This window comes from Diaphorobacter ruginosibacter, assembly GCF_014395975.1.
GTDB classification, from domain to species: domain Bacteria; phylum Pseudomonadota; class Gammaproteobacteria; order Burkholderiales; family Burkholderiaceae_C; genus Diaphorobacter_A; species Diaphorobacter_A ruginosibacter.
The window spans coordinates 4,039,165-4,055,427 of record NZ_CP060714.1 but is presented as its reverse complement, the minus strand read 5'-3'; the positions used below and the strand labels follow the sequence as shown (position 1 = coordinate 4,055,427).

Annotated in this window: 11 protein-coding genes; 7 read left to right on the top strand and 4 right to left on the bottom strand. The window is 65.8% G+C overall.

All coding sequences use genetic code 11. The features are described 5' to 3' along the window. Nucleotides 1-24 precede the first annotated feature (24 nt). The 3 genes from H9K76_RS18355 to fdnG are packed head-to-tail and all read right to left on the bottom strand — an operon-like array spanning nucleotide 25 to nucleotide 4,660. The gene (locus tag H9K76_RS18355; protein ID WP_187596746.1) at nucleotides 25-651 is read right to left on the bottom strand and encodes a formate dehydrogenase subunit gamma; all 627 of its coding nucleotides are present in this window, start codon (nucleotides 649-651) and stop codon (nucleotides 25-27) included. Then, nucleotides 648-1,583, bottom strand: coding sequence for a formate dehydrogenase subunit beta (gene fdxH, locus H9K76_RS18350; protein WP_187596745.1), 936 nt, complete (start codon nucleotides 1,581-1,583; stop codon nucleotides 648-650). Before fdxH ends, H9K76_RS18355 begins: the two co-directional genes overlap by 4 nt. Before the next feature lie 11 nt (nucleotides 1,584-1,594). Beyond that, nucleotides 1,595-4,660 carry a formate dehydrogenase-N subunit alpha gene (gene fdnG, locus H9K76_RS18345; protein ID WP_187596744.1) on the bottom strand — a complete coding sequence of 1,022 codons (3,066 nt, stop codon included), beginning with the start codon at nucleotides 4,658-4,660 and terminating at the stop codon, nucleotides 1,595-1,597. Nucleotides 4,661-4,995: 335 nt separating this feature from the next. Between fdnG and fdhD the strand changes: the two genes are divergently transcribed. From fdhD to H9K76_RS18325, 4 genes are all read left to right on the top strand, one after another. After that, entirely contained in the window at nucleotides 4,996-5,871 is an 876-nt protein-coding gene (gene fdhD / locus H9K76_RS18340; protein WP_187596743.1) for a formate dehydrogenase accessory sulfurtransferase FdhD, read from the top strand. 78 nt (nucleotides 5,872-5,949) lie between these two features. Next, on the top strand, nucleotides 5,950-8,499 hold the full coding sequence (locus tag H9K76_RS18335; protein ID WP_187596742.1) for an ABC transporter permease: 2,550 nt from the start codon (nucleotides 5,950-5,952) through the stop codon (nucleotides 8,497-8,499). A 51-nt stretch (nucleotides 8,500-8,550) separates the two neighbouring features. Then, nucleotides 8,551-9,372, top strand: a complete 822-nt coding sequence (locus H9K76_RS18330; protein WP_187596741.1) for a hypothetical protein — start codon at nucleotides 8,551-8,553, stop codon at nucleotides 9,370-9,372. 48 nt (nucleotides 9,373-9,420) lie between these two features. After that, nucleotides 9,421-10,902: a C13 family peptidase gene (locus H9K76_RS18325; protein WP_187596740.1), complete on the top strand. Its 1,482-nt coding sequence runs from the start codon at nucleotides 9,421-9,423 to the stop codon at nucleotides 10,900-10,902. Here the strand turns inward: H9K76_RS18325 and H9K76_RS18320 are convergent. Continuing rightward, nucleotides 10,826-11,779, bottom strand: coding sequence for a LysR family transcriptional regulator (locus H9K76_RS18320; RefSeq protein ID WP_187596739.1), 954 nt, complete (start codon nucleotides 11,777-11,779; stop codon nucleotides 10,826-10,828). The genes H9K76_RS18325 and H9K76_RS18320 overlap by 77 nt on opposite strands. Before the next feature lie 339 nt (nucleotides 11,780-12,118). Between H9K76_RS18320 and H9K76_RS18315 the strand changes: the two genes are divergently transcribed. The 3 genes from H9K76_RS18315 (at nucleotide 12,119) to H9K76_RS18305 (ending at nucleotide 16,231) form a co-directional block, all read left to right on the top strand. After that, entirely contained in the window at nucleotides 12,119-13,546 is a 1,428-nt protein-coding gene (locus H9K76_RS18315; RefSeq protein ID WP_246475551.1) for an MFS transporter, read from the top strand. A gap of 105 nt (nucleotides 13,547-13,651) precedes the next feature. After that, on the top strand, nucleotides 13,652-14,056 hold the full coding sequence (locus H9K76_RS18310) for a group II truncated hemoglobin (RefSeq protein ID WP_187596738.1): 405 nt from the start codon (nucleotides 13,652-13,654) through the stop codon (nucleotides 14,054-14,056). Between the two features lie 93 nt (nucleotides 14,057-14,149). Beyond that, the gene (locus H9K76_RS18305) at nucleotides 14,150-16,231 is read left to right on the top strand and encodes a bifunctional 2',3'-cyclic-nucleotide 2'-phosphodiesterase/3'-nucleotidase (RefSeq protein ID WP_187596737.1); all 2,082 of its coding nucleotides are present in this window, start codon (nucleotides 14,150-14,152) and stop codon (nucleotides 16,229-16,231) included. Nucleotides 16,232-16,263 lie beyond the last annotated feature (32 nt).

Below are 16,263 nucleotides of genomic sequence, written 5' to 3'. Positions count from 1 at the left end.
GGCAGGACAGGGCGAGTGGCTATGTTAGCTGTTATCGCCCGTCATCTTGCGATACCAGCCGCGATGGTGCTGCTTGGCCCAGGCGCGGGTCACCGTGCCGTAGAGCATGGCGCGGATGGTGCCGCGCGTCCAGATCGCGGCGTAGACGTGCATGATGATCAGGCCGATCATCCACACGGCGGCCACGGCGTGCAGCACGGATGCGATGCGCACTGCGGTCACCGGCAGGTTCAGCCATGCGCGCCACATCATCACGCCCGAGACGATGAGCACCAGCATGCCGAGGCCCAGGCCCCAGAACAGCACCTTCTGCCCGCCGTTGTACTTGCCCTGCTCGGGCATGTCATGGTCGTCGCCGTCCACCATCTTGTTGACGTTCTTGAGCCACTCGATGTCGCGGTCCTCGATGACGTTGAGCTTCGCGAAGCGGAAGAACATCACGAGGAAGAACACGAACATCACCACACCGATGTAGGGATGCAGGATGCGCGTCCACGGACCGCCGCCGAACAGCATGGTCAGCGGGAAGAACGCCGGGTGGAAGAACGCCAGCCCCGAGAGGGCCAGCAGGATGAAGCAGATGCCCACCACCCAGTGGTTCAGGCGCTCCGAGGCGGAGTAGCGCTGCAAGTCGTTCGGATTGCGTCTCATGGCGTCATCTCCTCATTCTTCTGCTTGGGGGAGGCCCCCACGCCCTTGGCGTCCATCTCGTCTTCCAATTCCTTGGAGACTTCGTTGGGACCCTTGGTGATGTAGTGGAACAGACTGCCCAGCGCGGCCGCGCCGAGTGCGAACATGGCCAGCGGCTTGGACACGCCCTTCCAGAGGCTGACCATCGGGCTGATGGTCGGCGCGTCCGGCAGGTTCGCGTACAGCGATGGCTTGTCGGCATGGTGCAGCACGTACATCACGTGCGTGCCGCCCACACCCTCAGGATCGTAGAGGCCGGCTTCCTTGAAGCCGCGCTCGTTCAGATCCTTGATGCGCTCGGCCGCCTGGTCCTTCATCGCCTTCTTGGTGCCGAACATGATGGCGCCGGTCGGGCAGGTGGTGACGCAGGCAGGCTCGCGGCCGACGGCAACGCGGTCGGAGCACAGCGTGCACTTGTAGGCCTTGTGGTCTTTCTTGGAGATGCGCGGCACGTTGAACGGGCAGCCGGTCACGCAGTAGCCGCAGCCCACGCAGTTTTCCTCATGGAAATCCACGATGCCGTTGGTGTACTGCACGATCGCTCCGGGCGAAGGGCATGCCTTCAGGCATCCGGGGTCGGCGCAGTGCATGCAGCCGTCCTTGCGGATGAGCCATTCCAGATTGCCCGTGGCCTCGTTGTCGTATTCGGTGAATTTCATCACCGTCCACGCGTTCTCGGTCAGGTCGGTCGGATTGTCGTAGGTGCCGTGGCATTCGCCGGGCTCCTGGCGCAGATCGTTCCACTCCATGCATGCCGTCTGGCAGGCTTTGCAGCCGATGCACTTGGAGACGTCGATGAGCTTGGCGACCTCGCCGGACTGCGGCGACCGCGCCTGTGGAGGCGGGGTCGTCGTGGCGGAAAGGCGCATGATATCGAGGGATTGCAATGACATCTGTTGCTCCTTTACGCTTTCTCGACCTTCACGAGGAAGGTCTTGAATTCCGGCGTCTGGCTGTTGCCGTCACCCACGAAAGGCGTCAGCGTGTTGGCCAGGTAGCCCGGCTTGGTCAGGCCCTTGAAGCCCCAGTGGATCGGAATGCCCACATGGTGCACCGTCTTGCCTTCGATCTTCATCGGCTTGATGCGCTTGGTGACCACGGCAACCGCCTTGATCGCGCCTCGCTTGGAAGACACCTTGACCTTGTCGCCCGCGGAAATGCCCAGTTCCTTGGCCAGCGCCTCGCCGATTTCGACGAACTGCTCCGGCTGGGTGATGGCATTGACCAGCGAGTGCTTGGTCCAGTAGTGGAAGTGCTCGGTGAGGCGATAGGTCGTGCCCACGTGCGGGAACTCGTCCGCCTTGCCGAAGGTATCCCAGATGTGCGGGAACACCCGTGCCGCAGGCGAGCTGGTGGCCTTGGGGTTGTTCGGGTACATCGGGTTCTTGCCGACCGGCGTGTCGAACGGTTCGTAGTGCGTGGGGAACGGCCCCTCGGCCATGCCCTTTCTTGCAAAGAAACGGGCCACGCCTTCCGGGTTCATGATGAACGGGCCGTTGCCGGTTTCGGGCGCAATGCCGACGCCGGTGTCCGGCACGTCCGCTCCCACCCATGCCTTGCCGTTCCACTTGACCAGCTCGCGATTCGGATTGAATGGCTTGCCGTTCAGGTCGGCGGAGGCGCGGTTGTAGAGCACGCGGCGGTTCGCCGGCCAGGCCCAGGCCCAGTTCAGCGTGTTGCCGATGCCCGTCGGGTCGGAGTTGTCGCGGCGGCCCATCTGGTTGCCGGCGGTCGTCCACGCACCCGCATAGATCCAGCAGCCCGAGGCCGTGGTGCCGTCGTCGCGCAGCTCGGCAAATCCGGAGATCTGCTGGCCGGCGGGTCGCAGTACCTTGGTCGGGTCCTTCGGATCGGTCAGGTCCGCGAGCGCCTTGCCGTTGTACTCCTTGGCGATCTCTTCCGAGGATGGGTGTGCCGGTTGGGCATACTTCCAGTCCAGGTTCACGATCGGGTCGGGGAATGCACCGCCGTCCTTGCCGTACAGCGCCTTGAGGCGGACGTGCAGCGCGGACATGATGGCCACGTCGGTCTTGGCTTCTCCCGGCGGCTCCGCGGCCTTCCAGTGCCACTGCAGCACGCGCGACGAACTCACCACCGCGCCGTCTTCCTCTGCGAAGCAGGTGGTCGGCAGACGGAACACCTCGGTCTGGATGGACTTGGTGTCGACGTCGTTGAACTCGCCGAAGTTCTTCCAGAACTCGGAGGTCTCGGTGGCCAGCGGATCCATGATGACGAGGAACTTCAGCTTGGACAGGCCGTCGCGCACCCGCGTGCTGTTGGACAGCGCCGCGATCGGGTTGAAGCCCTGCGCGATATAGCCGTTGACCTTGCCTTCGTTCATCAGTTGGAAGTACTGCAGCATGTCGTAGGGCTTGTCCAGCTTGGGCAGGTAGTCGTATGCCCAGTTGTTTTCCGCCGTGGCCGCAGCCCCGAAGAACGACTTCATCAGGCTGACGTGGAACTTCGGATAGTTCTGCCAGTAGCTCATCTGATTGGCGCGCAGTGGCTTCTGCGTGCGGCTCGCGATGTACGCCTGGTAGTCCTGTTCGCCCTGCATGGGCAGCGTCAGGTAGCCCGGCAGGCTGTTGGAGAGCAGGCCGAGGTCGGTCAGTCCCTGGATGTTCGAGTGACCGCGCAGCGCGTTCATGCCGCCGCCTGCCACGCCGATGTTGCCGCACAGCAGCTGCACCATCGCGCCGCAGCGCAGGATCTGCGAGCCGATGGAGTGCTGCGTCCAGCCGAGCGCATACATGATGGTCGCGGCGCGACCCGGCACGGCGGTCGATGCGAACTTTTCGGCCACGTGCAGGAATTTTTCCTTGGGCGTGCCGCAGATGCTCTCCACCTTCTCCGGTGTGTAGCTCTCGTAGTGCTTCTTCATCAACTGGTAGACGCAGCGCGGGTGCTGCAGCGTCGGGTCGGTCTTGACGAAGCCATCCTCGCCGAGCTCGTAGTCCCAGCTCTTCTTGTCGTAGGTGCGCTTTTCCTCGTTGTAGCCCGAGAAGATGCCGTCCACGAATTCGTAGTCATCGCGCACGATGAAGGTGAAGTCCGTGTAGTTCTTCACGTACTCGTGGTGGATCTTGTCGTTCGTGAGCAGGTAATTGATGATGCCGCCCAGGAAGACGATATCGCTGCCCGAGCGAATCGGCGCGTAGAAGTCCGCGATCGATGCCGAACGGTTGAAACGCGGGTCCACCACCATGAAGTGCGCCTTGTTGTGCGCCTTGGCTTCGGTGACCCATTTGAAGCCGCACGGGTGCGCTTCAGCGGCATTGCCGCCCATGATCAGAATAACGTCCGCATTCTTGATGTCGACCCAATGGTTCGTCATCGCTCCACGGCCAAACGTCGGGGCAAGACCTGCCACCGTCGGGCCGTGTCAAACACGAGCCTGGTTGTCGAATGCGAGCAGGCCCCACGAGCGGGCCACTTTGTGCGTGATGTATCCGGCTTCGTTGCTGGCCGCCGAAGCCGCGAGCATGCCGGTGGTGAGCCAGCGGTTGACCGTCAGGCCGTCATCGGTCTTGGCCTGGAAGTTCGCGTCGCGGTCGTCCTTGAGGAGCTTGGCGATGCGCGTCAGGGCCTCGTCCCAGGACATGCGCTTCCACTCGTCCGAGCCGGGTGCGCGGTACTCGGGGTACAGCAGGCGGTTGGGGCTGTTGATGAAGTCGAGCAGGCCGGCGCCCTTGGGGCACAGCGTTCCGCGGTTGACCGGGTGATCCGGATCGCCCTCGACGTGGATCACCGAGGACTTGGCGTTCTTGCCGCCGGTACCCAGCGAGTACATGAGGATGCCGCAGCCTACGGAGCAGTAGGTGCACGTCTGGCGCGTGATCGTGGTCGACGCAAGCTTGAACTGACGCACCTCCGCAAGAGCCGCCGTGGGCGAGAAGCCCATGGCGACGAGGCTGGAGCCGACCAGGCCCGCCCCGCTCATGCGGAAGAAATGTCTTCTGTTCATGTCCATGACAGATCCTCCTTGGTTGATGTTGGTTGGAAATTCATCGCAGTGTTTCGTGATAACTGGTACATCTGGCCCGGGCTGGTGGGCCCGCGCCAAAACCCCCGGTGTCGGTAAGGCACCGGAGGACCCAACTACAAGTCATAAACACGCTGCAAGGGCGCAAAGCCAGAGGCGCTGAGCATGCGCAAGAGGGCATCCGTCGACAAAGAACTGGCTGGATGCGCCGGGCATCGTGGCTATGAGACAAGTCGATCTGATCTTAACTGCTTACATTCAATCCCTCAATGAGACATTGGCCTACGCCGATATCGCTATAGGCGTGCTGGTATCGTTGTGGTATGCAACATTCCGATCCTCTTTCCCTGAACGATTCCGGGGCCTGCCCGGTGGCCGATGCGCCGGGTACAACCTTGCCGGCCCTCGTGAAAGTACGGGCCGCGCAGTGGAAGGCGGGCATCCCGCTGGCGAGCGAGATGGAGCGCGAGGTCTCGGCGGAGGTGCCGGTGGCCATGGTCTTCAACGGCATTTCGCATGCCGTGATGATGGCAAGCCCGGGTGATCTGGTCGAGTTTGGCGTGGGTTTTGCGCTCAGCGAGGGCATCGTGGACGGACGCGCCGACTGCCGGGACGTCGAGACGCAGGTGCACGGCGCAGGAACCGCCGACGCCAGTTGCGCCGTGCAGATGGAGATTGCCTCGCGCCACTTCATGCGGCTCAAGGAGCAGCGGCGCACCCTGGCCGGGCGTACGGGCTGCGGTGTCTGCGGCATCGACAGCATCCAGGCCCTGGACCTGCACCCGGAGACGGTGAATGCACCCGATTGGTGCGAGCACCTGGGCGTTGACCAGATCAACACGGCGTTCTCCGAGCTGTCGGCCCGGCAGGCCCTGCATGCGCGCTCGGGGTCGCTGCATGCCGCGGGCTGGGCGCGGCCGGACGGCTCGCTGGTGCATGTACTCGAGGATGTCGGTCGCCACAATGCACTCGACAAGCTGATCGGCAGGCTGGCGATCGAGGGCGAACTCGGGACGCCCGGCTTTGTGGTGATGACCAGCCGCACCAGCTACGAACTGGTGCGCAAGTGCGCGCGTGTCGGCATCCCGGCGCTGGCGACGATTTCCGCGCCGACTTCGCTTGCGCTGCAGCTGGCCCATGAGGCGGGCATGCAGCTCTGGGGCTTCTGCCGGCCGCCATCCGCCGTACGTTATGTATGACCCTGCGGTGCGTCTGCTCCCCGCTGTCTGGGGCCGTGCAGCGGTTTTGATTCACTTTACGAAAACGGATTCCATGACATGAGCACGGCTCGTTCCATCTCCGCCTGGTCCCTGGCATGGCGCACGTTGTGGCGCGACGTGCGCGCCGGTGAACTGCGGCTGCTGATCGTCGCGGTGACGCTGGCGGTGGCGGCGCTCACATCCGTGGGGTTCTTCTCCGACAGGCTGCAGGGAGGGTTGCAGCGCGATGCGCTGCAGCTGTTGGGCGGCGACGTGGTGGTGGTGAGCGACAACCCGACGCCGCAGCCGTTCGTCGACGAAGCCCGCAGGCTGGGCTTGCGCAGCGCCGGCACGCTGAGCTTTCCGACCATGGCTCGGGCCAGCGACGCGCAGGGCGGTGCGAGCAAGCTGGTGGCGCTCAAGAGCGTGAACACGGGCTATCCCCTGCGTGGGCAGGTGCAGGTGAGCGCGCAGCCGCCGCAACAGGGCGGGGTCGTGCAAGGCGAGTCGGTGCAGGGCATTCCGGCGGCGGGCGAGGCCTGGGTCGATGCGCCGCTGCTCGAGTCACTGGGCATCGGGCTCGGCGACATGCTGCTCTTGGGTGATGCATCGCTCAAGGTCACCCGCATCATCACGCTCGAGCCCGATCGCGGCGCGGGTTTCATGAGCTTTGCGCCGCGCGTGATGATCGGCGCGCAGGACCTTGCGGCCACGGGGCTGGTGCAGCCCGCGAGCCGCATCACCTATCGGCTGGCCGTCGCGGGCGACGCGCCGCGTGCGGTGGCCCAGTTCAAGACCTTCGCGCTCGAGCGCGCACAAGCCCACGATGTGCGTGGCGTGCGCGTCGAGTCGCTCGACAGCGGCCGCCCGGAGATGCACCAGACGCTGGTGCGCGCACAGAACTTCCTGAACCTGGTGGCGCTGCTGTCGGCCCTGCTGTCCGCCGTGGCAGTGGCGCTGGCGGCCCGCAGCTTCGCGAACGATCACCTCGACGCCTCGGCCATGCTGCGCGTGCTCGGCCAGAGCCAGCGCACCATCGCCTGGTCGTACGCCATCGAGTTCGCTCTGATCGGCTTGTTCGCGAGTCTGCTGGGGGTGGCGCTGGGCTTTGCGGTGCACTATGTGTTCGTCTTCATGTTTGCCGGCCTGGTGAATGCCGTGCTGCCTGCGGCGAGCCTCTGGCCCGTGCTGTTTGGGTTGGGCGTGGGGCTCACGCTGATGTTTGCCTTCGGCCTTCCTCCGGTGCTGCAGCTGGCGCAGGTACCGCCGCTGCGGGTCATCCGCAGGGACATGGGAAGCTTCCGTCCGGTGTCGCTGCTGGTGCTGGCGGTGGGCATGGCGGGCTTTGGCGTGCTGCTGATGGCGGTGAGCCGTGATCTCCGGCTGGGCAGCATCGCCGTGGGCGGCTTTGCGGGGGCGGTGGTACTGTTCGCCGTGCTGGCCTGGCTGGCGGTGAAGGCGCTGCGCCGGCTGGTCAACGAGAGCACGGCTCCGCGCTGGCTGGTGCTGGCGACGCGGCAGATTTCGGCGCGGCCGGCCTATGCCGTGGTGCAGGTCAGCAGCCTTTCCGTGGGGCTGCTCGCGCTGGTGCTGCTGGTGCTGCTGCGCACCGATCTCATCAGCAGCTGGCAGCAGGCCACGCCGCCCGATGCGCCCAACCGCTTCGTGATCAACGTGTTGCCCGAGCAGGCCGACGCATTCCAGCAGGCGCTGCGGGAAGCGCGGGTGGACCGGTTCGACTGGTATCCGATGATCCGGGGCCGGCTCATCGCGGTCAATGGCCGGGAGGTCGGTCCCGATGATTTCACCGATGACCGTGCCAAGCGCCTGGTCGACCGGGAGTTCAATCTGTCGAATGCGGCGGAGCCGCCGGAGCACAACCTGATTGTCGGCGGCAGGTGGACGGCCGGGGAGAAGGATGCGCTCAGCGTGGAGGAGGGCATCGCGAAGACGCTGGGGCTGAAGATCGGCGACATGCTGCGTTTCGACATCGGCGGCGTTGCCAGCGAGGCGAGGATCACCAGCCTGCGCAAGGTGGACTGGGCATCGATGCGCGCGAACTTCTTCGTGATGTACCCGGTGGCCCATCTGCCCGATGTGCCGCTCACCTATCTGGCGGCCTACCGCGCCCCGGACAGGGCGGGCTTCGACAATGCGCTGGTACACGCGTTTCCCAATATCACCAACGTGGACCTGAGCGCGACGCTGCAGCAGGTGCAGTCGGTGCTGGGGCAGGTGATCCGGGCCGTGGAGTTCCTGTTCGGCTTCACGCTGATCGCCGGGCTGGTCGTGCTGTTCGCGGCGGTGACCGCGACGCGCGAGGAGCGGGCGCGGGAATTCGCCATCATGCGTGCCGTTGGCGCGCGCGCACAGTTGCTGCGACAGGTGCAGCGTGCCGAACTTGCGGGCGTCGGGTTGCTTGCGGGTTTCCTGGCGAGCGTGGTGGCGGTGGCCGTGGGCTGGGCGCTGGCGCGCTATGTGTTCGACTTCAGCTGGAATGCGCCGCTGTGGGTACCGCTGGCCGGGGCCGTGGCGGGCGCGTTGCTGGCGCTGGCCGCCGGCTGGTGGGGGCTGCGGGAGGTATTGCAGCGGCCCGTGGTGGACACATTGAGGCGCGCTGCACAATGAAACGGAGGGAATCGCGCCGGCCCTGTATGCTCGCGGGCGGTGATATTCCACATGACTGAGAAATTGACAGAGAATTCTTCGGACATCCCGTTGTCCGCAGCGGCACAGCAAGCGCAACCGCAGCCATCGGCATTCGATCCCGCAGCGTCTGCGAACCCCTCCTTCTTTCGCTGGATCCTGGAGGGGCTGCGCGCCTCCGTGCTCCTGCGGGCGCGCATCGGCCCCGATGCGTCGCCGGGCCCCTGGAAGCTGGCACTGCTGGTGCTGATCGCCAACCTGCTCGAACTGTCCTTCGAGCGCATTTCCTTTGCCGAGGAGGTGCAGTTCAACTACGAGGGCTGGCTGAACCAGTGGGGCTCGTGCCTCTTGGTGCTCTGGGTGGCCTGGTGCTTCCTGCCGCGTGCCGGGCGTCCTCCCGCGCCCCCTGTCGGTGGCGCGCGAGTCCTGTCGTGGTTTGCGCTGATGAGCTGGGCCCTGCTGCCGCTGCTCGTTCTGGCGTACTGCTACCAGAGCTGGGTTCAGTTTGCGGACGACAGCGCGGTCGAGACCTGGGAGCGCTACATCTCGCCGACCACTGTCGCGGCGATCTGGGGTACGGCGGTTTTCCTCAAGCTCTCGCGGGCCTTTTTTGCCAGCTGGCTGCGCACGCTGGCGATGTCCCTGGTGCTGTGCGTGAGCACCGTGGCGGTGTTCTGGAGCATTCAGACGGACACCTGGGTGGCGGCGGAAGCCGAGGCCGCGCAGCCCGAGGTCGTGCCGGGCGATGAGGAGTCGGACGAGGGCGGCGCTGAAGAGGAAGACATGGAGCAACCCGAGCTGCTGGAGGCGCTGCGGCACGAGCCGCCTGGATCCGCACTGACCCGCTTGGGCTGACACGCCACACGGCGCCAGGGCCCTGCCGGTGTCATGGACAATCGCGCCATGACCATGCCCCTCCAGGACGAAACCGCCCCTGCCGCCGTGCAGCACATCTCCACCGGAGCCCCCGGTGACGAGGCTCCAAGGCTCGCGCTGCACGAGTGGATGCGCGAGGGCCGGCGCGCGGCCTTCTTCCTGAAACCCCGCATCGGCGATGCGCTGCCGGACGCATGGCAGGCGCTGCTGCTGTTTGGCATTCCGCAGCTGGCCTATGTGCTGGTCATGCGCTTGCAGGTGCGGGGCGACGCGTTGCTGCGCTACGACGCATGGCTGGCGGCCCTGTGGGCCCTGCCGGTGAGTCTCTGGGTGATGTGGGCACTGCTGTCGCTCGCGGGCCGTGCGCGGCGCGTGACGGCCTGGTTCGTGCTGGGCTGCTGGGCCTCCTTCGTGCCGCTGTTGCTCGTGTGCGCCGCCAGCACTCTGTCGTATCGCCCCGATGTGCTGGGGGCACTCTTCGGGGCACAGAGGGTCTCGCTGGTGCTCACCGTTCTCGCCTACGTGTTCTGGGCGCTGCTGGTCTGGCCCTGGGCCGCGGGTGTGGGCGTGGCCCGGAGCTTCCTGTCCGGCCGGGGATCGCTCGCATCCTTTGCGGTGGCCAGCGCGCTTCTGTTCGTGGGGTCGCTGTACCTGAACAACGGGGAGGTCTGGGAGGCCGATGACCGCGCCGATGCCGGCAGCCGGGTAGAGCGTCCGCGACTGATCCTGTCGCAGGAGCTCTTCGAGTCGCAGCAGGCGCTGTGGCGTGCGCAGGTCGACGCGCTGCTGCCGCAGCGTGCCGGCATGGCCGACGTCTACGGCCTGGTGTTTGCCCCCTATGGGGCGGAAGACGTCTTCATGCGTGAGAGCCACATGGTGCGCAATGTGCTGGAGGAGCGCTTCGATGCACGGGGACGGGTGCTCGAGTTGCTGAACAACCCCTCCACGTCCGAGACACGGATCTGGGCCACACCGCTCAACCTGCGCCGGGCCGTTGCCGCACTGGCCGAACGCATGGATCGGGAGCAGGACCTGCTGGTGGTCTATCTCACCTCGCACGGCGGGCAGGACCACAAGCTGGCGACCTCATTCTGGCCCTTGACGATGGTGGAGCCGGTGACCGCCGAGATGCTGCGCGATGCGCTGGACGAGGCCGGCGTGCGCCATCGCGTGATTGCCGTGTCCGCATGCTATTCGGGTGGCTGGATCGCTCCGCTCGAGAACGAGGGCACGCTGATCATGACGGCTGCCGACGCCCTGAACACGTCCTACGGATGCGGCAGCCTGTCGCCGCTCACCTACTTCGGCCGCGCGGTGTTCGACGAGCAACTGCGTGCCACGTACTCGTTCGAGAAGGCCTTTCGCGCGGCCGTGCCCGTGATCCGCTCGCGTGAACAGGAAGTGGGCAAGGAGGACTTCTCCAACCCGCAGATCAGCGTCGGCGCGCGGATCGCGGACGTGCTTGCGGGCCTAGAGCGGCGGCTGGATGCAGGGGAGGAGCCCCGGTGAACAGGTGGGCGCAGGCGAAGTCGACAAATGCGCGCACCTTGGGTGACAGCTGGCGGCTCGAGGGCCACAGCGCGGAGAACTGCCCGGTGTGCGTGAGGTGATCGGCCAGCACGCGCACCAGGTCACCGCGCGCGATGGCGTCCTGCGCCAGGAAATCGGGCATGTAGGCGAGCCCCATGCCGGCGATCGCCGCGCCGAGCATGGCCTCCATGTTGTTGCAGACCAGCGAGACCGGCAGCTTGTCCGGCATGCCCGGCAGTTGCCATTCCTCCAGCTTGCCGTTGGAGAGAAAGCGGTAGCGCAGGCAGACGTGCTGCTTCAGGTCGGCCGGTGACCGCGGTGTTCCCCGGTCGCCGAGATAGGCGGGTGAAGCCGCCAGGATGAAACGGAAGGGACCGAGGCGGCGCGCCACCAGCCGTGAGTCCGGCAGCTCTCCGCTGCGGATCACCACGTCCATGCCGGAATCGATCACATCGACCAGGTGGTCGTTGAAATCGAGGTCGAGGTCGATCTCGGGATATTGCGCGCGGAACGATGGCAGGACGGGCAGCAGAAAACGGTAGCCGATGGTGGGCAGGCTCACGCGCAGCTTGCCGCGTGGCGCCAGTGACAGCTCCTGCATGGCTGCGCGCGCGTCGTGCAGCTCGCCCAGCACACGAAGACAGCGCTCGTGGAACAGCTCACCCTCCTGCGTGAGCCGCACCTGCCGCGTCGTGCGGTGGAACAGGCGGAGTCCCAACTGGCCCTCCAGCCGCGCAATGTTCTTGCCGACGGCCGAGGACGATATGCCTAAGGCGCGGCCGGCCTGCGCAAAGCTCAGGTGATCGGCCGCGCACACGAAGGATTCAATGCCGCTCAGGCTGTCGGTGTTGCGCATGTCATGGGATCGGCAAGGGCGGAGGAAGGACCTGATGGCGATGGCGGAATATTGCCAACCTCAGGTTGGAAGTGAAGAGAGTTCAGGCCCTATTCTCACGGAATTGAGGAGCCCATATCGTTCATTGCGCACCCCTGGTCCCGTACAAGCTCACGCTGAGCGCGTCGATCCGGTCTTCGGGGGCGCGTTCCTTGACGAATCGAAAGCGGCTCCTCCATGACTTCCATTTCCACATCCCCCGGCAGCCCGAGGCCCTGCATGCCGCCACCGGCTGCAGGTGACGCACGAGGCCGGTCACGCGCCGGCGTGCTGGCGGCCGTCTGCCTCGGCGCCATCGGCATGCCGATGAGCTTCACGGGACCGGCTGTTGCACTGACGGCCCTGCACGATGCACTGGGCGGTTCGCCGGCCATGCTTGCGTGGGTGACCAATGCTTTCATGCTGAGCTTCGGCGCCTGCCTGATGGTGGCCGGATCGCTGGCGGATGCGGTGGGGCGCCGCCGCGTCTTCCGCGCGGGGCTGTGGGTGGTGATCTTCAGTTCGTTGGCCATGTCGCTGCTGCCCGGCCAGGGGGCGATGGGCCTGTTCGTCGCGCTGCGGGCGGTGCAGGGACTGGGCTCCGCTGCGGTGTTTGCCGGTGGCATGGCGGTGCTGGCCCAGGCGTTCGACGGCCCGGGCAGGGCACGGGTCTTCAGTCTTGTCGGGACCTCCTTTGGTGCGGGGCTGTCGTTCGGGCCGCTGCTCTCGGGGTGGCTTCTGTCCGCCGTGGGCTGGCGTGCGGTGACGGCCAGCGTGATCGTGGTGGCCCTGCTGTCGCTGGTGCTTGGCTGGCGCAGCATGGCCGAATCGCGCAACCCGGATGCGACCGGGCTGGACGTTCCCGGCGCCGCCAGCTTCACCTGCGCGCTGGCATTGCTCACATGGGGCGTCATGCAGGTGCCGGTGCATGGCTGGCGGGACCTGCATGTGCTGCTGCCCCTTGCGGGTGCGCTGCTTTCGCTGGCCGCATTCGTGCGTGTCGAGAGCCGCAGCGCGCAGCCCATGCTCGATCTGTCGCTGCTGCGGCATCCGCGATTCGTGGGCGTGCAGCTGCTCGCCGCCGCGCCGGCCTATGGATTCGTCGTGCTGCTGATCCTGCTGCCCATACGCTTCATCGGCGTGGAGCGCATGTCGCCGCTGGTGGCCGGCCAACTGGTCTTTGCGCTGTCCCTGCCGATGCTGGTGGTGCCTCCGGTGGTGGGCTGGCTTGTGCGCTGGGTCTCGGCGGCACGGCTGTGCAGCCTGGGACTGGGGATCTGTGCGGCGGGGCTGTTGTGGCTGGCCCGTTGCCAGCCGGGCACGCCGATCCTGCAGATGGCCGCGCCGTTGCTCTTGATCGGTGCCGGCATGAGCCTGCCCTGGGGCCTGATGGACGGCCTCGCGGTCAGCGTGGTGCCGGTGGAGCAGGCAGGAATGGCCGCGGGCATCTTCAACACGGTGCGCGTGGCGGGCGAGGGTATCGCGCTGGCCGTCGTCGGGGCCGCGCTCTCGGGATGGCTTGCCTCGGGCCTGGCCCATGTCGGCGACGCCACGGCCGTCCAGGCGGGCGTGCAGCAGTTGCTGAGCGGCAACCTGTCCGCTGCGCTGGCGGCCATGCCGGGACTGTCGGTGGACGCATTGCTGGGTATCTACGGACAGGCATTCTCGACACTGCTGCAGGCGCTTGCTGCCGTGACCGCCCTGACGGCGTGCGTGGTGTTTGCCTTTCTGCGGCAGCCCGGGCGCTGAAACCACCAATCTGCCTCAAGCTACCCCGAGCCGCCGCAAGCCGCCGGGATGCGGGACAATCATGGTCTTTCCCATTTTGTATCCTGATTGATCGAGCAGCGCGCCATGTCCGAAGAGTCCACAAGCCAGACCACCCCGTCCACGCCTTTCGAATGGATCGGCGGCGAAGAGAAGGTGCATGAGCTGGTCACACGCTTCTACGACCTCATGGACCTGGAGCCGGTCTACAAGGAACTGCGCGCCGTGCACGGCCCGTCGCTCGACGATGCGCGCCAGAAGCTGTTCTGGTTTCTTTGCGGCTGGCTGGGCGGACCGGACCACTACCAGGAGCGATTCGGCCATCCGCGCCTGCGCATGCGGCATTTTCCCTACTCCATCGGCATCCAGGAGCGTGACCAGTGGGTCGCATGCATGGACCAGGCGATGGGCGATACCGGCGTGCCGCAGGCCTTGCGCGACCGGCTGAATCAGAGCTTCATGGGGACGGCCGACTGGATGAGGAACAGGTAGTGACCGAGCCCGGCGCGTTGAGGTTCGGGCGCAACGTCACAGGTATGTAAAGACAACTTTACACACTTCGGGCTTTCCATTTCGAGGCCCGATATGCCCCATCTCTTCGCGCGACATCCTTCCTGCTCCAGCTTCGCGCTTTCATCGTTGTCTTCCCGTCGTCATGTGCTGGGTGCCGTGGCCGCAGCCGCGTTGCTGGCTGCCTGCGGCGGAGGCAGCGACTCGTCGCCCGAAACCAAGGCCGCGACGGCCACGCTCGCGGTGCTGGAAACCACCGACCTGCATTTCAATGTGCGCAGCTATGACTATTTCAAGCTCGCGGAAGACAAGAGCTACGGCTTCGAGCGCACGGCGACGCTGGTGCGCGCGGCGCGCAAGGAGTTCGCCAACACGCTGCTCGTGGACAACGGCGACACCATCCAGGGCACGGCGCTGGCCGACTACGAGGCGGTCGTAAAGACCATTCCCTGCACGCAGCAGCTCTCGATGTACAAGGCCATGGGTGCGCTCGGCTTCGATGCGGGCACGCTCGGCAATCATGAATTCAACTACGGCCTGCCGTTCCTCAACCAGGTGCTGGGCGGTGGCCTGGACGTGGAGGGTGTCGACGCCAAGCAGAAATGCGCCGGCAATTCCTACCCCGTGGCGCTGGCCAACGTCTACAGCAGCAAGACGAAGAAGCCCCTGGTGCAGCCCTACGCGCTGCTGGAGCGCACGGTTGCCGCGAAGGACGCGGACGGCAAGGATGTGAAGCTGCCGATCAAGATCGGCGTGATCGGCTTCACCACGCCCGGCATCATGAACTGGGACAAGCGCTACCTGGAAGGCAAGGTCTATACGCAGGGCGCTGTGGAGGCTGCAAGGCAGTATGTCCCCGAGCTCAAGGCCAAGGGCGCAGACATCGTGGTCGCGATGCTGCACGGCGGACTGGACGGCGCCGCATACTCCGAAAGCATGGAGAACCCGGGCCTGTATCTCTCCAAGGTCGCGGGTATCGATGCCATGGTCATGGGCCACCAGCACGGTGTGTTCCCGGACCTGTCCGCAACGCCCGCGTTCTCGCAGAGCGGCGCCGACAACAAGGCCGGTACCGTGAACGGCGTGCCGGCGGTGATGGCCAGCTCCTGGGGCAAGGCGCTCGGCGTGATCCAGCTTTCGCTCAAGTGGGACGGCAAGGCCTGGAGCGTCGACAAGACCAAGAGCAAGAGCGAGCTGCGCAACATCCAGACCGGAAAGGACGCGGCGGGCAAGGCCGTGTACGTGGAGGCCGATGCCAGCGTCGCTCCGCTCATCGAGACGCAGCACCAGGCGGCCATCACCTACGTGAAGACGCCGATCGGCAGCACGGATTTCCGCATGAGCACGCAGTTCGCCGATGTTGGTGACCCGGGCGCGATCCAGATCGTGAACCAGGCGCAGCGCGACTACGTGGCCGCCTACATCGAGGCGAACCTGCCGCAGTACAAGGGCCTGCCGGTGCTGTCGGTGAGCGCGCCGTTCAAGTCGGGCTTCCAGGGCGCGGCCGACTACACCGATGTGGCAAGCGGGGCACTGTCGATCTCGAGCGCCGCCGACCTGTACCTCTATCCGAACACGGTGTATGCGGTGAAGGTCAACGGCGCCGACGTCAAGGACTGGCTCGAGGCCGCGTCCAAGCGCTTCAACCAGATCGACCCCGCGAAGACCGGCGAGCAGCAGCTCATCAGCAGCTTCCCTGGCTACAACTTCGACATGTTCACGACGCCGGATGTGCAGTACGAGATCGACGTGACACAGGCCGCGGGCAGCCGCATCAAGAACCTCACCTACCTGGGCAAGCCCATCGATGCGGCGCAGGAGTTCGTGATCGCGACCAACAACTACCGCGCAACCAGCGGCAAGAGCTTCATCTCCAAGCTCGACGGTTCGTCCACCATCTGGGCCTCGCCCGATGCGAACCGCGACGTGGTGATCGACTATGTGAAGAAGCACGCCAACATCACGCGCGTGGCCCACGGCAGCGCCAGGAGCTGGCGATTCGCCAAGGTCCGCATCGCGGGTGACGTGGTGTTCAGCTCGGGCCCGAATGCCATCGGGGTGGCGCAGGCCGCGGGCCTGTCGAACATCTCGCTGGTGGCGGCCGACGATGGCTCGGGCAAGGGCACGTCGAAGTACCGCGTGAACCTGGCGGACTGATCGGGGGCCAAGGCATGGGCCGAGGCGGGGGC

Excerpts from the sequence above, each read along its gene's own strand:
- H9K76_RS18355 (WP_187596746.1), bottom strand. The coding sequence starts at position 651 with ATGAGACGCAATCCGAACGACTTGCAGCGCTACTCCGCCTCGGAGCGC.
- fdxH (WP_187596745.1), bottom strand. The coding sequence starts at position 1,583 with ATGTCATTGCAATCCCTCGATATCATGCGCCTTTCCGCCACGACGACC.
- fdhD (WP_187596743.1), top strand. The coding sequence starts at position 4,996 with ATGCAACATTCCGATCCTCTTTCCCTGAACGATTCCGGGGCCTGCCCG.
- H9K76_RS18335 (WP_187596742.1), top strand. The coding sequence starts at position 5,950 with ATGAGCACGGCTCGTTCCATCTCCGCCTGGTCCCTGGCATGGCGCACG.
- H9K76_RS18330 (WP_187596741.1), top strand. The coding sequence starts at position 8,551 with ATGACTGAGAAATTGACAGAGAATTCTTCGGACATCCCGTTGTCCGCA.
- H9K76_RS18325 (WP_187596740.1), top strand. The coding sequence starts at position 9,421 with ATGACCATGCCCCTCCAGGACGAAACCGCCCCTGCCGCCGTGCAGCAC.
- H9K76_RS18320 (WP_187596739.1), bottom strand. The coding sequence starts at position 11,779 with ATGCGCAACACCGACAGCCTGAGCGGCATTGAATCCTTCGTGTGCGCG.
- H9K76_RS18315 (WP_246475551.1), top strand. The coding sequence starts at position 12,119 with ATGCCGATGAGCTTCACGGGACCGGCTGTTGCACTGACGGCCCTGCAC.
- H9K76_RS18310 (WP_187596738.1), top strand. The coding sequence starts at position 13,652 with ATGTCCGAAGAGTCCACAAGCCAGACCACCCCGTCCACGCCTTTCGAA.
- H9K76_RS18305 (WP_187596737.1), top strand. The coding sequence starts at position 14,150 with ATGCCCCATCTCTTCGCGCGACATCCTTCCTGCTCCAGCTTCGCGCTT.